The sequence below is a fragment of the Saccharicrinis fermentans DSM 9555 = JCM 21142 genome (assembly GCF_000517085.1).
Lineage (GTDB): Bacteria > Bacteroidota > Bacteroidia > Bacteroidales > Marinilabiliaceae > Saccharicrinis > Saccharicrinis fermentans.
Genome location: NZ_KI912107.1, coordinates 2,859,953 through 2,878,335 on the forward strand (window position 1 = coordinate 2,859,953; position 18,383 = coordinate 2,878,335).

General features: G+C 36.8%; 16 protein-coding genes and 1 pseudogene. 8 read left to right on the plus strand and 9 right to left on the minus strand.

The features are described from left to right. Positions 1–321 precede the first annotated feature (321 nt). Positions 322–561: a hypothetical protein gene (locus CYTFE_RS0111420; RefSeq protein ID WP_027471893.1), complete on the minus strand. Its 240-nt coding sequence runs from the start codon at positions 559–561 to the stop codon at positions 322–324. Between the two features lie 425 nt (positions 562–986). Here CYTFE_RS0111420 and CYTFE_RS0111425 point away from each other — a divergent pair, with 425 nt between their 5' ends. From CYTFE_RS0111425 to CYTFE_RS0111430, 3 genes are read left to right on the plus strand one after another with little or no spacing between them, the layout of a single operon-like run. Then, positions 987–1,703 (plus strand): hypothetical protein, encoded by a 717-nt coding sequence (locus CYTFE_RS0111425; protein ID WP_027471894.1) that lies wholly within the window; start codon positions 987–989, stop codon positions 1,701–1,703. Between the two features lies 1 nt (position 1,704). Continuing rightward, on the plus strand, positions 1,705–1,908 hold the full coding sequence (locus tag CYTFE_RS31920; RefSeq protein ID WP_081735971.1) for a 4Fe-4S binding protein: 204 nt from the start codon (positions 1,705–1,707) through the stop codon (positions 1,906–1,908). A gap of 14 nt (positions 1,909–1,922) precedes the next feature. Continuing rightward, the gene (locus tag CYTFE_RS0111430; protein WP_162150087.1) at positions 1,923–4,268 is read left to right on the plus strand and encodes a TonB-dependent receptor; all 2,346 of its coding nucleotides are present in this window, start codon (positions 1,923–1,925) and stop codon (positions 4,266–4,268) included. A gap of 30 nt (positions 4,269–4,298) precedes the next feature. Here the strand turns inward: CYTFE_RS0111430 and CYTFE_RS29980 are convergent, their stop codons facing one another. Further along, positions 4,299–4,442 (minus strand): hypothetical protein, encoded by a 144-nt coding sequence (locus CYTFE_RS29980; RefSeq protein ID WP_154665659.1) that lies wholly within the window; start codon positions 4,440–4,442, stop codon positions 4,299–4,301. Between the two features lie 58 nt (positions 4,443–4,500). Here CYTFE_RS29980 and CYTFE_RS26215 point away from each other — a divergent pair. Beyond that, positions 4,501–5,735 (plus strand): annotated as a pseudogene (locus CYTFE_RS26215) (IS256 family transposase). A gap of 212 nt (positions 5,736–5,947) precedes the next feature. Here the strand turns inward: CYTFE_RS26215 and CYTFE_RS0111445 are convergent. The 5 genes from CYTFE_RS0111445 to CYTFE_RS0111465 all read right to left on the minus strand — a co-directional run bounded on the left by CYTFE_RS0111445 (position 5,948) and on the right by CYTFE_RS0111465 (position 11,647). Further along, a complete protein-coding gene (locus tag CYTFE_RS0111445; RefSeq protein WP_027471896.1) occupies positions 5,948–7,576 on the minus strand; it encodes an outer membrane protein assembly factor BamB family protein in 1,629 nt (542 codons plus the stop codon). 45 nt (positions 7,577–7,621) lie between these two features. Next, positions 7,622–9,259: an outer membrane protein assembly factor BamB family protein gene (locus tag CYTFE_RS0111450; RefSeq protein WP_044262764.1), complete on the minus strand. Its 1,638-nt coding sequence runs from the start codon at positions 9,257–9,259 to the stop codon at positions 7,622–7,624. 2 nt (positions 9,260–9,261) lie between these two features. Then, complete coding sequence (locus CYTFE_RS0111455; protein WP_027471898.1) at positions 9,262–10,611, minus strand: hypothetical protein; 1,350 nt, start codon at positions 10,609–10,611, stop codon at positions 9,262–9,264. A gap of 2 nt (positions 10,612–10,613) precedes the next feature. After that, a complete protein-coding gene (gene tssD / locus CYTFE_RS28720) occupies positions 10,614–11,198 on the minus strand; it encodes a type VI secretion system tube protein TssD (protein WP_027471899.1) in 585 nt (194 codons plus the stop codon). 116 nt (positions 11,199–11,314) lie between these two features. Then, on the minus strand, positions 11,315–11,647 hold the full coding sequence (locus CYTFE_RS0111465) for a hypothetical protein (RefSeq protein ID WP_027471900.1): 333 nt from the start codon (positions 11,645–11,647) through the stop codon (positions 11,315–11,317). 385 nt (positions 11,648–12,032) lie between these two features. Here CYTFE_RS0111465 and CYTFE_RS0111470 point away from each other — a divergent pair, with 385 nt between their 5' ends. Further along, positions 12,033–13,694 carry a glycoside hydrolase family 43 protein gene (locus CYTFE_RS0111470; protein WP_027471901.1) on the plus strand — a complete coding sequence of 554 codons (1,662 nt, stop codon included), beginning with the start codon at positions 12,033–12,035 and terminating at the stop codon, positions 13,692–13,694. A 473-nt stretch (positions 13,695–14,167) separates the two neighbouring features. Here the strand turns inward: CYTFE_RS0111470 and CYTFE_RS0111475 are convergent, their stop codons facing one another. Then, on the minus strand, positions 14,168–14,677 hold the full coding sequence (locus CYTFE_RS0111475; protein WP_027471902.1) for a metallophosphoesterase family protein: 510 nt from the start codon (positions 14,675–14,677) through the stop codon (positions 14,168–14,170). A 361-nt stretch (positions 14,678–15,038) separates the two neighbouring features. Between CYTFE_RS0111475 and CYTFE_RS0111480 the strand changes: the two genes are divergently transcribed. Further along, positions 15,039–15,539 carry a SixA phosphatase family protein gene (locus CYTFE_RS0111480; RefSeq protein ID WP_027471903.1) on the plus strand — a complete coding sequence of 167 codons (501 nt, stop codon included), beginning with the start codon at positions 15,039–15,041 and terminating at the stop codon, positions 15,537–15,539. Between the two features lie 68 nt (positions 15,540–15,607). Here the strand turns inward: CYTFE_RS0111480 and mnmA are convergent, their stop codons facing one another. Next, positions 15,608–16,807 carry a tRNA 2-thiouridine(34) synthase MnmA gene (gene mnmA / locus CYTFE_RS0111485; protein ID WP_044213366.1) on the minus strand — a complete coding sequence of 400 codons (1,200 nt, stop codon included), beginning with the start codon at positions 16,805–16,807 and terminating at the stop codon, positions 15,608–15,610. A gap of 296 nt (positions 16,808–17,103) precedes the next feature. On the opposite strand from mnmA, the gene CYTFE_RS0111490 reads away from it, so the two are divergent. Together CYTFE_RS0111490 and CYTFE_RS26225 are read left to right on the plus strand one after the other, a co-directional pair. Then, the gene (locus CYTFE_RS0111490; RefSeq protein WP_044213364.1) at positions 17,104–18,045 is read left to right on the plus strand and encodes a CsgG/HfaB family protein; all 942 of its coding nucleotides are present in this window, start codon (positions 17,104–17,106) and stop codon (positions 18,043–18,045) included. Next, positions 18,045–18,377, plus strand: a complete 333-nt coding sequence (locus tag CYTFE_RS26225; protein ID WP_044213360.1) for a hypothetical protein — start codon at positions 18,045–18,047, stop codon at positions 18,375–18,377. The genes CYTFE_RS0111490 and CYTFE_RS26225 overlap by 1 nt, the downstream gene beginning before the upstream one ends. Positions 18,378–18,383: the final 6 nt, after the last annotated feature.

Here is an 18,383-nt window from a genome sequence, read left to right on the forward strand (position 1 = left end):
CAATTTTCGTGTAAAAGCGAAAACGAACCGGCCATAAGAATTCTTGTACTTTGCTGGTCTTGTTGTAGATTAATTGTTCTGGTCATCATTTGATTTATTAAAAATGTTTATTCAAAAGTAACCTGACACTACAATTCAATCAATCCCAATTATTAACGAATTAAACAACTAAAAAAAACAGCGGCTCAATTATTTAATTACAGCATATTAATGTATATCAACACAATACAACGACAGCTAAATCAAACTCCCCATATGTTATTAGTAAATATTTATGACTCAGTCATAATGACATAAACTTGCTACAACATTACACTTCCTTTATTTTTTTACAGATAAAAGCAACGTTGGATAAGCATAGCTTCCATCGGGCTGCTTTGTTATAAATTCTCCAAAGTCTGCTTCACTAAGAGTTTTCTTGAGTTTTTCCTCTGGGATATTGTGAGAAGGGTATCCCAACACACGGGTCTGTAATTCAACTAAGGCAAGAACCATTTCTTCTTGTTGAGACAGCATTTTGTCACATACATGGTTCGAAACGAAAATACCGCCCATCTTCATCGATCGGTTCACTCTTTTCAGAAAGTTGGCAAATTGACCATTGGCTGCTAATCCGTATAAAAAATGAGAACTAAAGAACAGGTCGGAGATCTATAGCGAAGCACTCAAACCTTTTTAAATGCATTTTTTCTGCTCCAAACTATTGTTTTCCAAACTTTTGAGAGTTTAAAGCCGAAAGTTGATTAGCAGCTTGTTTAAGCGCCATGTAAATCACTTCTGACTTCCGTCCTCGTTGCATCTTGTAAATTCATAACTAATAGGTATTACATTTTAACTAAACGCCTAATATGAACGCAGCAACTCATAACATCTTATGACTTTACATCGTTTACTATAAAGTTTATTTATAAAAGTGTTATGATTGCAATCATTAATTAAATAAAATCTAATAACAAGAAATGAACAGACGACTATTCCTTAAAACTATGGGTATTGGAACCCTTGGTTTATGTAGCGTTGAAACTTTAATGGGAAATACGCTTAACAACATGCAGAATACTCAAAAACTATTTCCTCCCGAAGAACTTAAAACGTCATTAGAAGATTATTTTGGCAAATACTTTAGAGGTGGACTCTTTGACCCTAATGTACCTTTGCCAGATGGCAAAATACTAATTGCAGATAGCTTTGAGATAGAAACCGTTACTGAAAAGAATAATATATTTGATATTGCAGATATAGTAATAGAACATTGTGACGCAATTGGTTTTGATGCTTCAGCATTAAAGGATGGAGTTATACCTAAAGGTATGGAAATAAATAAAAGAGGTGTAGTAATTAGGCAACCAGAGATGCATCAATATTTAAAAATTGACGAATTAGTAGCGTATGATGCAATAGTTAAGTACAATAACGGTTTTTCTATAAAATCATTACTTCCTCCTAAAGATTGGAAGACCATAAAAAATATTAAAGAGACTATGTCTTTGCCTAAGGGAAAAATTTATGAAGACAAAAAAAATGAATTGACTATATTGAAAGGAGATTTTAATTATGATTCTAAAATATCAGTACAAAGCATAAAGCCGAATTTAACTTTTCCTCCTGATCAATATATTCGGATTGCTATTTCAAAGGATATTGTTATGGATTATTTTAATGAAGAAACAAAAAAAGTGATTAACCAAATAAAAACTATTTGATATGAGTTATTTTATTGTAAGAGTAGATTGGGACAAATGTATATTGTGCGAAAGTTGTGAACTTGTATGTCCTACAAGTGCAATAATAATAAATCCTTGTTCAAATGAAGAAATTAAACTTTATCCTTCTCTTTGTACGGGATGTCAAGCATGCTTAAGATCATGTCCTACAGAGGCAATATATTGCGTAGAGTCTGTAGGATAATTAAATGCTATATTTTGAAACAATACCTTTTCTTAATAATCTTGATGCATTTTTATACTATTAGTGATTGTCAAAACAATAACATAAAAGGCATTATAAGAAATAGTGCATTGGCAACTCCGGTTGCTAATGCAAACATTATTTTAAGTAATAACGAATCCGATCAATTTATAACAGGTACTATTAGTAATAAAAATGGTGCTTTTAGAATTAGTAAACCAAATAATAATTGTGTTACCCTTACGGTGAGTCGTTTGGGTTATGTTTCTAAGAAAGTTCTAATTAATTCTAATACCTATTCAAATCCTTTTTATATTGAATTAACTCCTGATACCATAACTATAGAAGAAGTCACTGTAGTTTGGAAACCCCTTATAGATTATAACGAGGAGGGTGATGTTGCCTTAAATGTTGATCAAATGGGGAATGTAGAGAAATTATTCCTTTCTGATATTATTACGAACATTCCAGGTTTATCAATAGATATTGATGGTAATGTTTTATATGGCGGTTATCATGTTTTTACAACGCTTATAAATGGGGAACGTATGGGGAGTTATTATAGAGGAAAGCCTGGTTTTATACTTGCAGGTATTGAGGCTAAAAATATTAAGCGGATTGAGGTAATAACTGAACCTAACGGACGCTTTGGTTTTTATACCCCGGTAATTAATATTATCCCTAAAGGAGATTTGCAGGATATTTATTATGCATCGGCGGATGTGGGCACTAAAGATAAATATGCTTTAAATCTGGATTTTACTAAAAAATTTAAGAAGCTAACCTTTAGGCCTTCTATAACTTATGAAAACACTCAATACACCACAAAAGAAGAGGAAGAGCGAAGTGATATTGAGGCAACAACAACTCAGGCAATAAATAATTTGAAAACAAATAAACAAATAGCTCCTTCAATGGAGGTGGACTATGCATTTAATCGTGACCAAAGGCTCTCTTTGGATATGGATTATACCAGTACAAACTTTAGTAATAATAGAAATTTAACTTATCTGGATGGGATTAATATTTGCGATTTATTAAGCAATAAATCATCGGCATATAATTTATCGGCAGCATACTACAAAAGATTAAATATTGGTTTTGGTCAATATGGAATAATAAATGCCAAAGCATCTGTAACCGAAAATAAAGATAATGAAACACAAGATCAGTGGATTTTGGATAAACAAGACAAGTATCAAACAGAAAGTTCGAATAAGAATTATGATGCTTCTTTATTTTTCAACTATAATTATCATAAAAAGGGACTGTTTGTTAGTGCTAATGCAAATGTGAGTTATAGTTACTATACCAGAAAATATAACAGAGAAATATTTGATATAACTGATAATCTCTGGCATGAACAATATTTATATGAAAATAATACAACCACACGCATATTCACAGCTTCCTTGAGCCCATATGCCAGTTATTTGATACGTACTCCAAAAAAAACAAGCCACTATTTTAAATTGACATTGGCTTCCTATTTGCGTAATGAAGATAATGAAAATACACAACAAGTATTGGAGTCATCAAGTATTATTTATTATACCCAAAACTTTAAGTATCGTTATTCAATGAAAAAAGAAAAGGAACTTATGTTTTTAATAAATAATAGGATAACACCACCTACATACAAACAGTTACACCAACCTTTAACTTATGTAAACGATTATACTATGCAACAAGGAAACAACGGTTTAGAACAGGCTTACAATATTGAAGGGGTATTGAGTTTTTGTAAAAACACCAATTACATTGCAATTAGCAAAGGAGTAAGTTCTAAAGGCAAGGATAAAGAGAAGATAGCGTATGATTTTAAAATACGTTTTAATTACCGAAATAAAGAAATTGTTCAGGATGTAATTATAAATGAGGATAACAGTATTATTTATACTTGGAAGAATGCTAAAGAGAGTTTTACTTCAGCATTTGATTCAAAGGTTGATTGGAATGTAAATAAATATATTAGACTATCAGGAGGTTTATCATACAATTACAGAGTTTTTAATACAATTACTCGCTCCGAAAATAAAGACTGGCAGGGAAATGTACGTTTATCAGGAACCTTGCCTGTTGATATAAAATTTGATATTCAAAGTACCTATCACTCTCAGGAACAGAATTACAATACAACAACTTGCGAATACTATGATATGCAGGCCAGGTTAAGTCGCTTTTTTTTAAGAAACAAATTACGTATTTCACTATCAGCTCAAAACCTTTTGTCACATAATGGTATTAAAACAGAATATAAAGATGATGAAAGCAATATTATAACTCAAAAGTATCCAGAATCTCCCATTGTATGGTTAAAGGCAAATTATTTGTTGTTTAGTTATTATAAAAAGAGGTAGGGTTTGCAGCTTCGGGATGAGTCGGAACCCCTACACCAACCAAAACACCACCACCACAACAATACCTGCCAGAATAAACCACTTCCCCCTTCCCTTTACACTTTTTTTACCTCTGGAAAGAAACAAACCTGAGATGGCAAAAAAGATAAGCGACACTGCAAAAAAATCGGCCATATATAGAGACTGTAAACTCAACTCTGTCCATAATTTAAAAATTATATTTTTGAGGATTATGGAAAAAAAAGAATTGAACCCCGAGTATATCGCTATGCGTGATATGGCACTCGAACAGTTAAAGAGCGGTAAATCCCTGACGGGTAAGGGTGGAGTATTTGCACCCATTATAAAGGAGTTTTTGGAGAGCGCTTTGGAGGCCGAGATGGACGAGCATTTGACCTCCGAGCGGCGCTCCCAGGGCAATAAGCGCAACGGCAAGGGTAACAAAACGGTTAGATCCGAAGGCGGTAGTGTGGACATTGAACCGCCCTATGACCGCCACGGGGATTTTGAGCCCGAAATAGTAAAGAAGCGGCAGACCGTTTTGGCAGACAGCCTTGCCCCCAAGATTATTAGCCTTTACGGCAAGGGTATGAGCCTACGTGACATCGGATCATATATCCGGGACATGTACGACGTTGAGGTTTCCCCAACCGTTTTGAGCAACATTACCGACAGGGTGATCCCACAGGTCAAGGAGTGGCAGAACCGCCCCCTAGACGATGTTTACCCCATTGTTTGGATGGATGCTATGCACTACAAGGTAAGGGACGGGGGAAGGGTAGTATCGCGCGCCGTATACAATATTTTGGCTATCAACAAAAGCGGCAGGAAGGAACTCATAGGGATGTACATTTCCGAAAGCGAGGGCGCTAACTTCTGGCTGTCGGTATTGACAGACCTAAAGAGCCGCGGAGTAAAGGATATCCTGATTGCCTGTACGGATAATCTGACGGGTTTTTCACAGGCGATATTAAGCATATTCCCCGATACAGAAATTCAAAAGTGCGTGATACACCAAATTCGGAATTCGCTCAAATACGTGGTCTCCAAAGACCAGAAAGAATTTATGAAGGACTTGAAAAAAGTGTACCAAGCCCCAACCAAGTCACAAGCCGAGAGCGAGCCGAGAGCGAGCTGATTAACCTAGAAGTAACGTGGGGCAAAAAGTACCCCGTGGTGCTGCGCTCGTGGAACGACAACTGGGAGGAGCTGTCCGCTTACTTTAAATATGACGCCCCCATTAGGAAGCTGATTTATACCACAAACGCCGTCGAAGGCTTCCACAGGCAGGTTCGCAAGGTAACCAAGACCAAGGGTGCGTTTTCCAGCGACATGGCTTTGATGAAACTCATTTATCTGGCCACCGAAAACATATCGAAAAAGTGGACTCAACCCATACAGAACTGGGCATTGACAGCCCAGCAGCTTTGTATCATGTTTGAGGGGAGGTTTGTTATCAATCTGTGAGCACACACCAAATTATAAAAGCGAAGGTAGGTCCGCTTATGAGTTCTGCCAAGGGTATATAAACGGCTTCGTACCTCAGCCGCCCTTGGCAAAAATCATAAGCTCCCCGATGAAGCTTTTAGAAATTGGTTAAAAGAAAAATAATGAGTTAATTTGAAATCGTAAAAAAACAACAGGACAGAGTTCAGCTAACATTCCCCCTCGGGATAATACTATTCTTCTGCTTTTATTTTCTCGGCACGTAGATATATTTTCTCAAAATCTTTTTTTATGGTATATCCTTCTATTTTATTATCCTTGACGACCTCTCCATTATACAGGACTACTCGACCCGGCATATTGAACTTTATAGCGATTTGTTTACCCTTGGCATTTTTAGTTCTTATATACACTACAAAATCTCCCAATACATCCTGCTCATCGAATTTCTCTCCCATTGGTGTACGATACTCTTCCGAAAGCAACTCAGGCTCTGATTCTTCTTTGTTTTTCTCATCCGGAAAACGAAGATGATAATCATCCCATCTTTTTTTATCATTTTTCTCGCTAACATCCAGGGCTACCAGGCCATCTCCATCTGTAAAATAAAGAACATCATCTGCTAGCACCAAGTTTGAAGTAATGTTTGATACAGAAGAAAATTCCCAATCTACTTTGCCTGTCCTAAGATTAAATGCCCTAATTGCATTCCTATTTGCTTGTAAATAAAGGAAGTTATCATTTATCGATTTCGGGCCATTGGGATACCAAGCTATCAAATCTCCCTCAGGAATTTCATACACCCAACCTTTACGAGGATACCTTAAATTAGTATACTCAATTCTATCATCCTCTGTCCATCTAACAAAACCATGCTTTGAAGCATAAAGTAGATTATAATACCCTATGTTATTATATGGGGCTCGCTTCACCTTGCCTGTTTTAATATTTATTACACCAAAGTTTTCTTCTCCCACATCCAACCACAATGAATTTCTTATAATATATGAAACATAAGACGTACTTGAAGATTCCGACACTATACTTTTCTCCCACTGCAACTTACCCGATAACCTATTGGTACAGGTAATAGTTCTACTTACATAACTTATCCCAGACCTTTCTTTTTTGGGCATCTTTTTGACTTTTACAACAATCTCATATTCCTTGTATTGAAACATTCGCTCAGGTGCAGGTTCTTTACGCTTTAATAATTGACCAGTTGTATGATCTATCTCGTATAATTGACCATTCCTATTAATAAAAGGTATGCCCATGTATAAATAATTCGTTTGCCTAATAAACTTACAGCTATCAACCGACCACTCTATAACACCATTTGCTTTATGATAAGCATTTATCTCTCCATTAGAACTGGCAGGTACTATAATAAGACTATCTGTTAGTACCATATTCCCACGGGTATTATCATAGCTACATTCCGACTGCCACAAAAGCTTTTTAGTATTGATATCGACACACCGCAACAATCTACGATTATATAAAAACAATAAACTGTCGTCTATTATTATGGTAGAACCATCTAGGCCTTTTCGTGATATTATCGTACCCAAAAACCTCGTTTCCTGGGTATACAGAGAATCTCGCTGCCGAATTCGACTATCAAATATAGAATCGGATTTCATGTCTCTATATTTAAAAAATGCATCAAGAAAGTTTTGTCGTGCAGTTTTATACTTCAAACTTGTTTTGGAAATGGAATCCTTCTGCACTTGTTTGAATATGTCTAACTTGGCGCGAGCTTCTCTTTTTAATGAATCAACCTTATAAACTGATTGCCCACTCGCAGTGATAGCTGTCACACTAAAGAGTGCAATAAATATGATACGGAATAATTTCACGCATTTAAAAATTAACAAAGTTTTTCTAGCCGATAGCAATTTTAATCATTCATCATCTTCTGGTTTGATTTTTTCGGCACGTAAATATATTTTCTCAAAGTCTTTTTTTATGGTATATCCTTCTATTTTGTTATCCTTGACGACCTCTCCATTATACAGGACTACTCGACCCGGCATATTGAACTTTATAGCGATTTGTTTACCCTTGGCATTTTTAGTTCTTATATACACTACAAAATCTCCTAATACATCCTGTTCATCGAATTTCTCTCCCATTGGTGTACGATACTCTTCCGAAAGCAACTCGGGTTCTGATTCTTCTTTGTTTTTCTCATCCGGAAAACGAAGATGATAATCATCCCATCTTTTTTTATCGTTTTTCTCGCTAGCATCCAGGGCAACCAAACCATCTCCATCTGTAAAATAAAGAACATCATCTGCCAGCACCAAGTTTGAAGTAATGTTTGAAACACAAGAAAATTCCCAATCTACTTTGCCTGTATTCAGATTAAATGCCCTAATAGCATTCCTATTTGCTTGTAAATAAAGGATTTTATCATTTGTCGATTTTGGTCCATTAAACGGTCGGTATACCCTATCCCCCTCAGGAGTTTCATACACCCAACTTTTACGAGAATTCCTTATATTAGTATACTCAATTCTGTGATCCTCTGTCCATCTAACAAATCCATTTTTCAACGTATAAAGGAAATCATAATATCCAATATTATTAAATGCGGCTCGCTTCACCTTGCCTGTTTTAATATTTATTACACCAAAGTTTTCTTCACCCACATCCAACCACAATGAATTTCTAATAATATATGAAGAATAAGACGTACCAAAAAATTCTGTAACAATATTCTTCTCCCATTTCAGCTCGCCAGATATTTTATTAGTACAGACAATAGTTCTATCTATATGACTTATCCCATCCCCCTCTTTTTTGCATATCTTTTTAACCTTTACAACAATCTCATATTCCTTGTAATGAAACATTCGCTCAGGTGCAGGTTCTTTACGCTTTAATAATTGACCAGTTGTATGGTCTATCTCGTATAATTGACCATTCCTATTAATAAAAGGTATGCCCATAGATAAGTAATTCGTTTGCCCAATAAACTCGCAGCTATCCACCGACCATTCTATAACACCATCTGCTTTATGATAGGCATTTATCTCTCCATTAGAACTGGCAGGTACTATAATAAGACTATCTGTTAGTACCATATTCCCACGGGTATTATCATAACTACATTCCGACTGCCACAAAAGCTTTTTGGTATTGATATCGACACACCGCAACAATCTACGATTATATAAAAACAATAAACTGTCGTCTATTATTATGGTAGAACCATCTAGGCCTTTTCGTGATATTATCGTACCCAAAAACCTCGTTTCCTGGGTATACAGAGAATCTCGCTGCCGAATTCGGCTATCAAATATAGAATCGGATTTCGCATTTATGTATCTATTAAAAACATATCTCAAATCTTGAAGTGCAGTTTTATACTCCAAACTTGTTTTGGAAATGGAATCCTTCTGCACTTGTTTGAATATGTCTAACTTGGCGCGTGCTTCTCTTTTTAATGAATCAACCTTATAGACTGATTGCCCACTCGCAGTGATAGCCATCACACTAAAGAGTACTATGGGTATGATACGGGATAATTTCATCATTTTTATAATGTTTGATAACAACGTGTACGGCAAACATGGTAAGGATCGTCAGCCATATAATAATTTACAAAGGCAGGTTTAAAGCCAAATATTTTCTTGGCTTTTTCCGCATCTAATATTCTGATTGAAGTAGCCTGAATATCCTTATTTTTAAAGGGTTCACATTTCTCTTCTTTATATACTAACATCAATGATTTTAACCTCTTTTCCTTAAGAACATAAACACCATCTTCTTTTTTAGTTGCACAAATATCCCCCCATTTAAAACCACATGAATTATACACACACCCATACATATCTTCCTCCACATTGTCCCAAAAGTCATTCCCAACTGCCAAAAAAGCAGAAACAGCAAAACCAGGCCCTGTTCCGAAACAACCTCCTGCCCCGGAGAGTAAATTATCCATCATATCATCTTTATTATGGGCATCTTTTAAACTTAAAACAGCATCTACCAAATGCAAACCTGTCTTTTTTGTGCGTTTTAAAAAACTCGATTTTGCAAACTCCTCCATAAACGCTCCCTTACGAACCAATTGCCTTGCCGCTTTTAAATCGTTATTCAACAAGGGCTTAATCTCCTTGTTAATTTTATAGGCCCTAATCATATCCCTTTCATAACTCATTTTCTCCAGCTTTTTGGCATTTAAAAAGTCCTCAATTTTAGTCCAATTGCTATTTATTTCTTGCACCTGATTTTTAGAAGCTCCTAAAGCACGTAATATCTTTTTACGCTTTTGACCACTAAAATCCCCCGTCTTAAAATACATTTCAGCCTCTATAAGAGTAGCCTCAATAATGGCATCTCCCTTGGCATTAAAATAACTTTTTACATAGGTAGAAGTATATTTAAACACATCAGAATAGGCGTTAAATTTCGAGAAGTGACTCTTCATCACCTTAAGCGCAATTTTATCTGGGTTATTCACCTCCTCGTGCAACCAGCCTTCACTTTCAAGCATATCCAACGCCTCCTTTTCCTTGAGCGCAAACATCTTTTTCTGATAGTACTTATATACCATTGCTATAATAAACCGTGCCTCCTCTTCAATGCCTACAATAACATCTATTTCCAATAGAGCCTTAACGAAGTCGACACAATAGTATACATGTGCAAAATCGTCCTTTTCATGTCCTTTTTTATAAGGATCGAAAAACTTCTCACCAAATGGATCTATTTCTTCATCACCCTTCCGCCCTGTTAAAACATCAACGCGAGTGGTACATATATAAGCTATAATTTCCTGTAGGCCACCACCCTGCATATCTGAATTTTCTATTAAATCAGTACCTTCCCACGTCTTCTTAACCTGTGGTCGGGAAAATAAGCTCACTTCTAGAGTATCTGCCATTGTTATTTAAATTTAGGTTTTGCTACTAAGGTTATGCTGTCTTCATTGCTTTCTATGGTATGCCTGAGCGTATTATTATTCAGCACCTCCCCATTAAACTCAATCACTCTATTGGGCATACCCAAATTGATATTAACATCCTCTCCAATTGCGTTGGCTGTTTGTATATAAACAATAAACTCACCTTCGTCAATATATTTAGACCACGGTTTTCCATCCGGCCCCTGACATTCTACCTTCAATAATTCAGGTTGCTCTTCCACTTCCTCAACAGGACCAGGACCAAAAGCTCTATCGGATGGCGTAATATCAGTTACTTTCCAAACCTTTTGGTGTTCCTCGCTTCGGTTGCGTGTAATTGCGGGCGATATACGCAGGTTCATAGTCATTGCAGAACTACCAGTGGATGTCATTTGCTCTCCGACGCCAATACAATAACAATCCCAGAACTCTATCTTGAAAGCTTGGTCAAGGTCTCCATCATAAAAGACAAGCTTACCATTTTTCATGTCTCCATCCAACAACCACTGATATAAGAAATCATCATTCTCACCAGAGTTTAGTTGCATACTAAAAATACCTCCCATCTTGTTATATTCAATGCGTCTACACATTTGCTGTGCAGGACGAATATATTTATCGTAGTTAGAGGTATAGTTAGGCGCGATACCATAATCTAATCCTGCCGTATGGCGTGCTTTACCTAAGCGCGTAAATAATCCTCTTTTACAGGATCAGTATCGCTAAAACTCGAAAAATCATTGGCAGCAGAGTACCCTGAGCTATGGTTGGCAAATTTAGCCTCATCCATACTTTGCTTCTGTAATCTTTTTTCAAGCACATTGGGTTTAATACTCGGAACTGATCTGTGATTATAAGGATGAAGATCATCTGCATCGTTGATCTCATAAGGAAAGTTTTTCTGTAGAAATTTTCTATAATAACGCTCATCTACAGCAACCGGACAAAAATACTCATAGTGCAAAGCTGTCAACCAACGTTCATAGTCGTTTACAACTAATTTTACTTTATACATACAGTTAAGGAAAAAATAGTTTAGTTATTGCAATACCGTTAAAGATTAATATAATGTGCAATAATAATACAAAGTAATGTTTTAAGCAAAATAATAAAGGCTGTTATTTAACCAAATAAATACATTTAAAACCTAGTCCGAAGCTCTAAACCATTATACCGGTAAAATTTTATGGAGAGTTTCATGCAGTAAATAAAAATTAGAAACCCATGAGGTAACAATCAAAATACCCCTATCATTTCAAATAATTTCTCATAACAAAAACCACTAATAATGATTTTATTTAGATTCAAAATACACCTACATCTGGAATGAGGTAAATTATAGAAGGCTCAATCGCTTTTGACTCATATCACATGAAGATTGAAAAATAAATTTAAAACCTATGAAAAATATTCATCTTATAGTAGTACTAATATTGGCTACATTCAATATCATTGCTCAAGAAGCTCCACAAAGATTTAAAAATCCCATCCTTTCCGGTTTTTATCCAGACCCATCTATTTGCCGTGTAGGTGACACATACTATATGGTCAACTCGAGTTTTGAATGGTATCCCGGATTACCTATACATAAGAGCAAAGACCTGGTAAATTGGGAGAAGATTGGCTATGGCTTACACCGTCCTGACCAAATAATATACAAAGATGGATTAGATAATTCACATGGTATTTTTGCTCCTAGTATCAGATACCATAAGGGTACCTTTTACATCATCACTACCATGGTAGGACAAGAAGGAAACTTTATTATCACCGCCAAAAATCCGGCAGGTCCCTGGAGTGATCCTATGTGGATAAAGGATGCACCAGGTATTGACCCATCTTTATTTTGGGAGGATGATGGCCGTTGCTATTATACAGGCGCAGGAATCATTGACGGTTCTTCAAAAGAATGGCCCGGTAAAAACGGTATATGGATGCAAGAAATAGATCCCGATGAGGGGCGCTTACTTGGCGAAAAAAAACAATTGACCTATGGGCATGCCAGCAATGCCCGCTGGGCAGAAGGTCCACATTTATTTAAGATAGATGGAGAATATCTCCTGCTAATTGGAGAAGGTGGCACCGGAGAATATCATGCAGTCACCGTCTTCAACAGCAAACACTTATGGGGACCATATCTTCCTAACCATGCCAATCCGGTAATGACACATCGCCACTTGGGCAAGACACATCCAATCGGTCAGACTGGACATGCCGACCTGGTACAAACACAAAGTGGAGATTGGTGGAGCGTTATGCTGGCCAAAAGACAAGTAGATGGATATGTTACACTGGCACGCGAAACCTTTTTAGCCCAAGTAATAATGACACATCAAGAAAGTGGAATAACCCCCATATTTAATCCAGGCGTTGGACTACTTCAAGAAGAACAGGAACGCCCCAAATTACCGTGGACAGCAGTACCTCCACTTGTAGAAAAAGATGAATTTGAAAAAACAAACCTTGGCTTAGAGTGGAATTTCCTACGAACCCCCCGCTACCAATGGTACAAACAACAGCATGGAAAATTAGAAATCGACCTACGTCCTGAAATGGTCACAGAACTTAAAAACCCTTCTTACATCGCACAACGCACACGACATCACGACTACAAAGCAAGCACTAAATTAACTTTCAAAACCAGGAAGGACAACGAAAAAGCTGGTCTGGTAATCTATCGCCGCCACGGGAATAATTATCAACTATTAAAACAAAAAAACGAGATTGTACTCATTAAAGTGTTTCAAAAAGATAACAAGGGCCCCATTAAACCACAAATTATAGCCTCTGTACCATATACTAATAAAGAAGTAATTCTTGAAGCCAGGGTGCAAAATCTGACTGTTCAGTTTTTATATGGAGAAAACATAAAAAACCTAAAAACGATAGGACAGATACAAGATTACACCATCGTATCAGACGAACTAGCCCAAAAATTCAATGGTGTTTATGTGGGAATGTATGCTACATCATCCGGTTTAGAAAGCAAAAATAAAGCACTGTTTGATTGGTTCTGGTATAAACCCGAAAATGCATTAAAAAATCTATCTCAAACAAAATAACTACCCAGTAAATTCACCAGGCCCGTTTAATATGTTTATATTTAGTGGCTGCAAGAAAACGACCGTTTTTTCTGTCTTTGATAAGAAACGAACATGAATTTTAGCATTCTAAAATACACACAAAAGAATGATTAAAATTCATCGGGAGTTCCATATGACCATTGAAAGACAAATTATAATCATATGAAAGCTTCAAAGACAAGGCTTTCGATATTTTTGAAACCAAGGAGTTTACTGATTGTAAATGACTGTTTCAAAAATGAGAATAACGCAGTATTTGGAGTTTTCTTGCAAAGACTATTTATCTATCAGTGATCATATGAAACTCGCCTAGCTTAATCATCCTCTTGTGTACAAATCCATTCCCATGGCTCGTTTCAACTCACCATAGCGCACACAATGTCAGATCCTTACAAGTTTTTGATTAACAACATCATCTAATCCCATGCCAAAATCACAACGGATCACTCTCTTTAGACCAGTGCCTTGCCTTTATCCTCAAGCTCTATCACCTCCAGGTTTTTAATTTCTCCTTTATCCAGCACAAAACGTATGGCCGTACGAACAGCATGAAATCCAGAACGACCTGAAGCTCCGGGGTTAATATGCAAACAATTTATTTTATCATCATATATCACTTTCAAAATATGCGAATGCCCGCAGATAAACAGTCCAGGTGGATTTTTAAAAATATCAGTCTTTACCGCCGGGTTATATCTACCGGGATACCCTCCAATATGGGTTATCCAGACCTCTACCCCATCACACACGAAACGCAAATGCTCACTCAGCTCTGCTCTAATTGTAGCATCATCAATATTTCCATATACAGCACGAGTAGGCTTTAATTGTCGCATATCATCCAACACGCGAATATCGCCAATATCACCAGCATGCCAAATCTCATCACAGTTGGCAAATAATTCTTTAAATCGAGGATCAAAATACGAATGCGTATCTGATAAAAGACCAATACGAGTCATAACATTTGTTTTATATTGCGCCAAATTAATGTATTTTTGCCAAAGATTAAACCGATCATAGACTAAGTGCCAAGTACCAACGCACTCAACTTCTTGCCTTGTTACTTGATACCCAGAACTTGACACTCTTTATATGAAACCGGCATAGCCGGAGCACAAAAATAATACACACCAATCTACATCCATCGATAGGATGAAGATGATGGGCATTTGCTCAGGCTATCCATACTTTGCATTTTTTTAACATCTAAAACCGGTATAACCGGAGCACACAAGTAGGTCAAACATCCTACCTCAAAAGAAAGGTAAGATGGGTATTGAAAATTGCTCTGGTCAACTAGGTTTTACTATTTTATCATACATGAAAAATATAATATTAGTACGCCACGCCAAAACAGAGGCGTTAACAGATTTTGACAAATCGGATTTTGAGCGAGAACTTTTACCCCGAGGTCAAAAGGACTCCGTTTTAATGGCCGAGCAGCTAAAGAAAAAGGGGATAATGCCCGACTTATTTATTACCAGTAGTGCCAAAAGAGCGGAACAGACAGCTCAAATATACGCTGAACAACTGGGCTACCCGGAAGATAAAATTATGAAGGAGCGATTTATTTACGATGGCTTTACCACTGCCGAAATGTTACGTTTCCTAGGACAGTTTGATGAACAATACAACACGATTATCATTTTTGGTCACAACCCGGATATCGCAGGCTTTACCGTTAATTTAGTAGACGAGGATTTATATCATTTCCCCACTTCGTGCACAACAGCACTGCATTTTAGCATAAAAAGCTGGAAAGACATAGAACCACACCAAGGAGGACTCATCACCTACATGTATCCTAAACAGTTTAAATAGTTATTGATTGTAGGCCAGTAGCTGTTTATTATTTAGAGGAACATAAGTTGCCGATGGCAAGTTGGTCATCAACTGATGACCCCGGAGCCAATCAACTCATCCTCCACATACCAAGCAGCAAACTGGCCCGCAGCAATACCTCGCTGTGGCTGATCAAAGACCACATACATACCTTCATTACGGCGATGTATAACACCATTTTGCAATGGTTGCCGATAACGAATCCGAATACTTAAACGACGGCTCTCCCCCACTCGCATAGCCAAATCAGGTCTCACCCAATGTAGCTCCCCGGCATCTACCTTTAGTACCTGCCTAAACAAACCGGGATTGTCCTTACCCATTCCCACATATATCTGATTATAAGCGATATTAGTACCTATAATAAATAAAGGTTCAGGAAAACCTCCAATATTAAGTCCTTTACGCTGTCCTACCGTATAAAAATGAGCACCACCATGCTCCCCTACCTTTTTGCCATATTTGGGATGGAACATATAAGGTTTTGATAGCTCTTCCAGTACTTCATCACTAGGGTTATCAAAGGCCTGCTGCCAATCTCTTTGATATAATTCTGCTTGTTTATCAATCAAAAACACCTTGCCTTTTTTTGCTTCCAGTTTTTGCTGCAAAAACACAGGTAAATCAACCTTCCCCACAAAGCAAATACCTTGCGAGTCCTTTTTATGCGCTGTCACCAGGTTTAACTCATTGGCGATTCTACGCACCTCCGGTTTTACAATATCTCCAATGGGAAACAAAGCCTTCGCAAGCTGTTCTTGAGAAAGCTGGCAAAGAAAATAGCTTTGATCCTTGTTATTATCCGTTCCAGCCAACAAACGATAATATTCTTTGCCCTCTTTTTCTATTGTTTCCTTGCGACAATAGTGACCAGTGGCCACATAATCAGCACCCAGTTCAAAACACTTATCTAGAAAGACATCAAATTTAATTTCTCGGTTACAAAGCACATCAGGATTCGGGGTACGTCCTTTCTCATACTCAGCAAACATATAATCCACCACACGAGCACGATATTGCTCACTTAAATCCACAAAATGAAAGGGTATATCCAACTTTTTAGCCACAGCCATAGCATCAAAGCGATCCTCTAGCCAAGGACAATCAGCCTCCAACACTCCGGTAGTATCATGCCAATTTTTCATAAACAAACCAATCACCTCATACCCCTGTTCTTTGAGTACATAAGCTGCTACACTCGAATCTACGCCCCCCGATAATCCTATAACTACTTTCTTCTTTTGCATGGTCAATCCTTTCTTACAAACATAACTTCACACTCCATTAAAACATGTTCTCAACAGAGAAATTAAGCGCACAAAGATACATTAATTCTATCATATTACAGAAGCTGTTTTTAATAGAAATATCACCTTCCTACTAAACAAAAACTAATAGAATACAATTATTCTTATTCAAAAGACTACTTTTGTATAAATATAGGTTATATAATTGTCAATGCTTCCTGCCTACGATCCATCAGGAAATCAGCATTATATTTTCTATTTTTATTGATTTAAAAAAATAATTAAACCAAATTAACATGATTCGATTTTTAGTTGCGATGTTCATTGTTAGCTTAGCAATGAGCTGCACCACCCAACAAAAAGTGGTACAAGTTGAACCGCAAGTTCAAGAAGACATACCACAAAACAACACAGAAGAACAAATACTCAAAAGAAAAGTGGCCATAGCCCGCTTCTCCAATGAAACACAATATGCCAAAGGTATATTTTACGACAAAGACAACGACCCTGTAGGTAAACAAGCCGTTGACATCTTATCCACCAAATTAGCAGCTACTAATAAATTCATTTTACTGGAAAGACAGGACATGGACAAGATAGTAGAGGAGTTAAAGATAGCCGGAAATGAAGGACTTCAAAAAGTTGGAGCCGACTACTTAATCATTGGTTCAGTTACCGAATTCGGTAGAAAAAATGTGGGTGATGTAAATGCCTTCTCACGAAGCAAGACACAAACTGTACAAGCTGGAGTAAGCATCCGTCTGGTAGATGTTTCTACAGGACAAATTATTTACTCCGAAGAAGCAAAAGGACAAGCAGAAACCCAAAACAAAACAGTGATGGGACTTGGCGAACGTTCAGATTATGACGCTACATTAAGTGACAAGGCCATATCTGCTGCCATATCCAAATTAGTGGAGAACATTATAAACAACTGCATGGACAAACCCTGGAAATCCTATTTCCTGACATATAACGAAGATGGAATCCTAATATCGGGCGGAAAAAGTCAAGGTATCCAGGTAGGCGATAAATTTGATGTGATGGAAAAAGGTAAAAAAGTAAAAAACCCTCAAACCGGAATGATGATTGAACTTCCCGGAAAAAAAGTAGGTGTTGTTAACATTGATTTTACAGGAGGAGAAACAGCTCAAAACGAATTTTCCATGGTTTCATTTACCGAAGGAGACATTGACAAAAGTGATTTAACCAAATACTATATTAAAGAGATCAAATAATGAAAAAGATATTTTTTATTTTGCTTATTGGCCTCACATTCATGGCTGGTTGCACAGGTATCAAAAGTACAACACAAGGATTGGAAAACGAATCATTTCTTGAATTAGTTGGAGATACCCATACCTATAAAGACGGTGTGGAAGTAAACATTGATGGCAATACTTCTTTTAAAGCTTTTGTGAACAAAGCCAATTCAAACCGACCCAAGGGACAGGTGTATGCCATCTCCACAGGAAAACATGTTATCAGCATAAATCATAACAACAAGATAATATACAAAAAGCAAATTTTTGTTTCTGCCCAAGAAACAAAAAGAATTGTATTACCCTAACAAATA

Bases quoted from the DNA above. Each gene is read 5' to 3' on its own strand.
- CYTFE_RS0111420 (WP_027471893.1), bottom strand. From the start codon at position 561: ATGAAGATGGGCGGTATTTTCGTTTCGAACCATGTATGTGACAAAATG.
- CYTFE_RS0111425 (WP_027471894.1), top strand. From the start codon at position 987: ATGGGTATTGGAACCCTTGGTTTATGTAGCGTTGAAACTTTAATGGGA.
- CYTFE_RS31920 (WP_081735971.1), top strand. From the start codon at position 1,705: ATGAGTTATTTTATTGTAAGAGTAGATTGGGACAAATGTATATTGTGC.
- CYTFE_RS29980 (WP_154665659.1), bottom strand. From the start codon at position 4,442: ATGGCCGATTTTTTTGCAGTGTCGCTTATCTTTTTTGCCATCTCAGGT.
- CYTFE_RS0111450 (WP_044262764.1), bottom strand. From the start codon at position 9,259: ATGATGAAATTATCCCGTATCATACCCATAGTACTCTTTAGTGTGATG.
- CYTFE_RS0111455 (WP_027471898.1), bottom strand. From the start codon at position 10,611: ATGGCAGATACTCTAGAAGTGAGCTTATTTTCCCGACCACAGGTTAAG.
- tssD (WP_027471899.1), bottom strand. From the start codon at position 11,198: ATGGGAGGTATTTTTAGTATGCAACTAAACTCTGGTGAGAATGATGAT.
- CYTFE_RS0111465 (WP_027471900.1), bottom strand. From the start codon at position 11,647: ATGTATAAAGTAAAATTAGTTGTAAACGACTATGAACGTTGGTTGACA.
- CYTFE_RS0111470 (WP_027471901.1), top strand. From the start codon at position 12,033: ATGAAAAATATTCATCTTATAGTAGTACTAATATTGGCTACATTCAAT.
- CYTFE_RS0111475 (WP_027471902.1), bottom strand. From the start codon at position 14,677: ATGACTCGTATTGGTCTTTTATCAGATACGCATTCGTATTTTGATCCT.
- CYTFE_RS0111480 (WP_027471903.1), top strand. From the start codon at position 15,039: ATGAAAAATATAATATTAGTACGCCACGCCAAAACAGAGGCGTTAACA.
- mnmA (WP_044213366.1), bottom strand. From the start codon at position 16,807: ATGCAAAAGAAGAAAGTAGTTATAGGATTATCGGGGGGCGTAGATTCG.
- CYTFE_RS0111490 (WP_044213364.1), top strand. From the start codon at position 17,104: ATGATTCGATTTTTAGTTGCGATGTTCATTGTTAGCTTAGCAATGAGC.
- CYTFE_RS26225 (WP_044213360.1), top strand. From the start codon at position 18,045: ATGAAAAAGATATTTTTTATTTTGCTTATTGGCCTCACATTCATGGCT.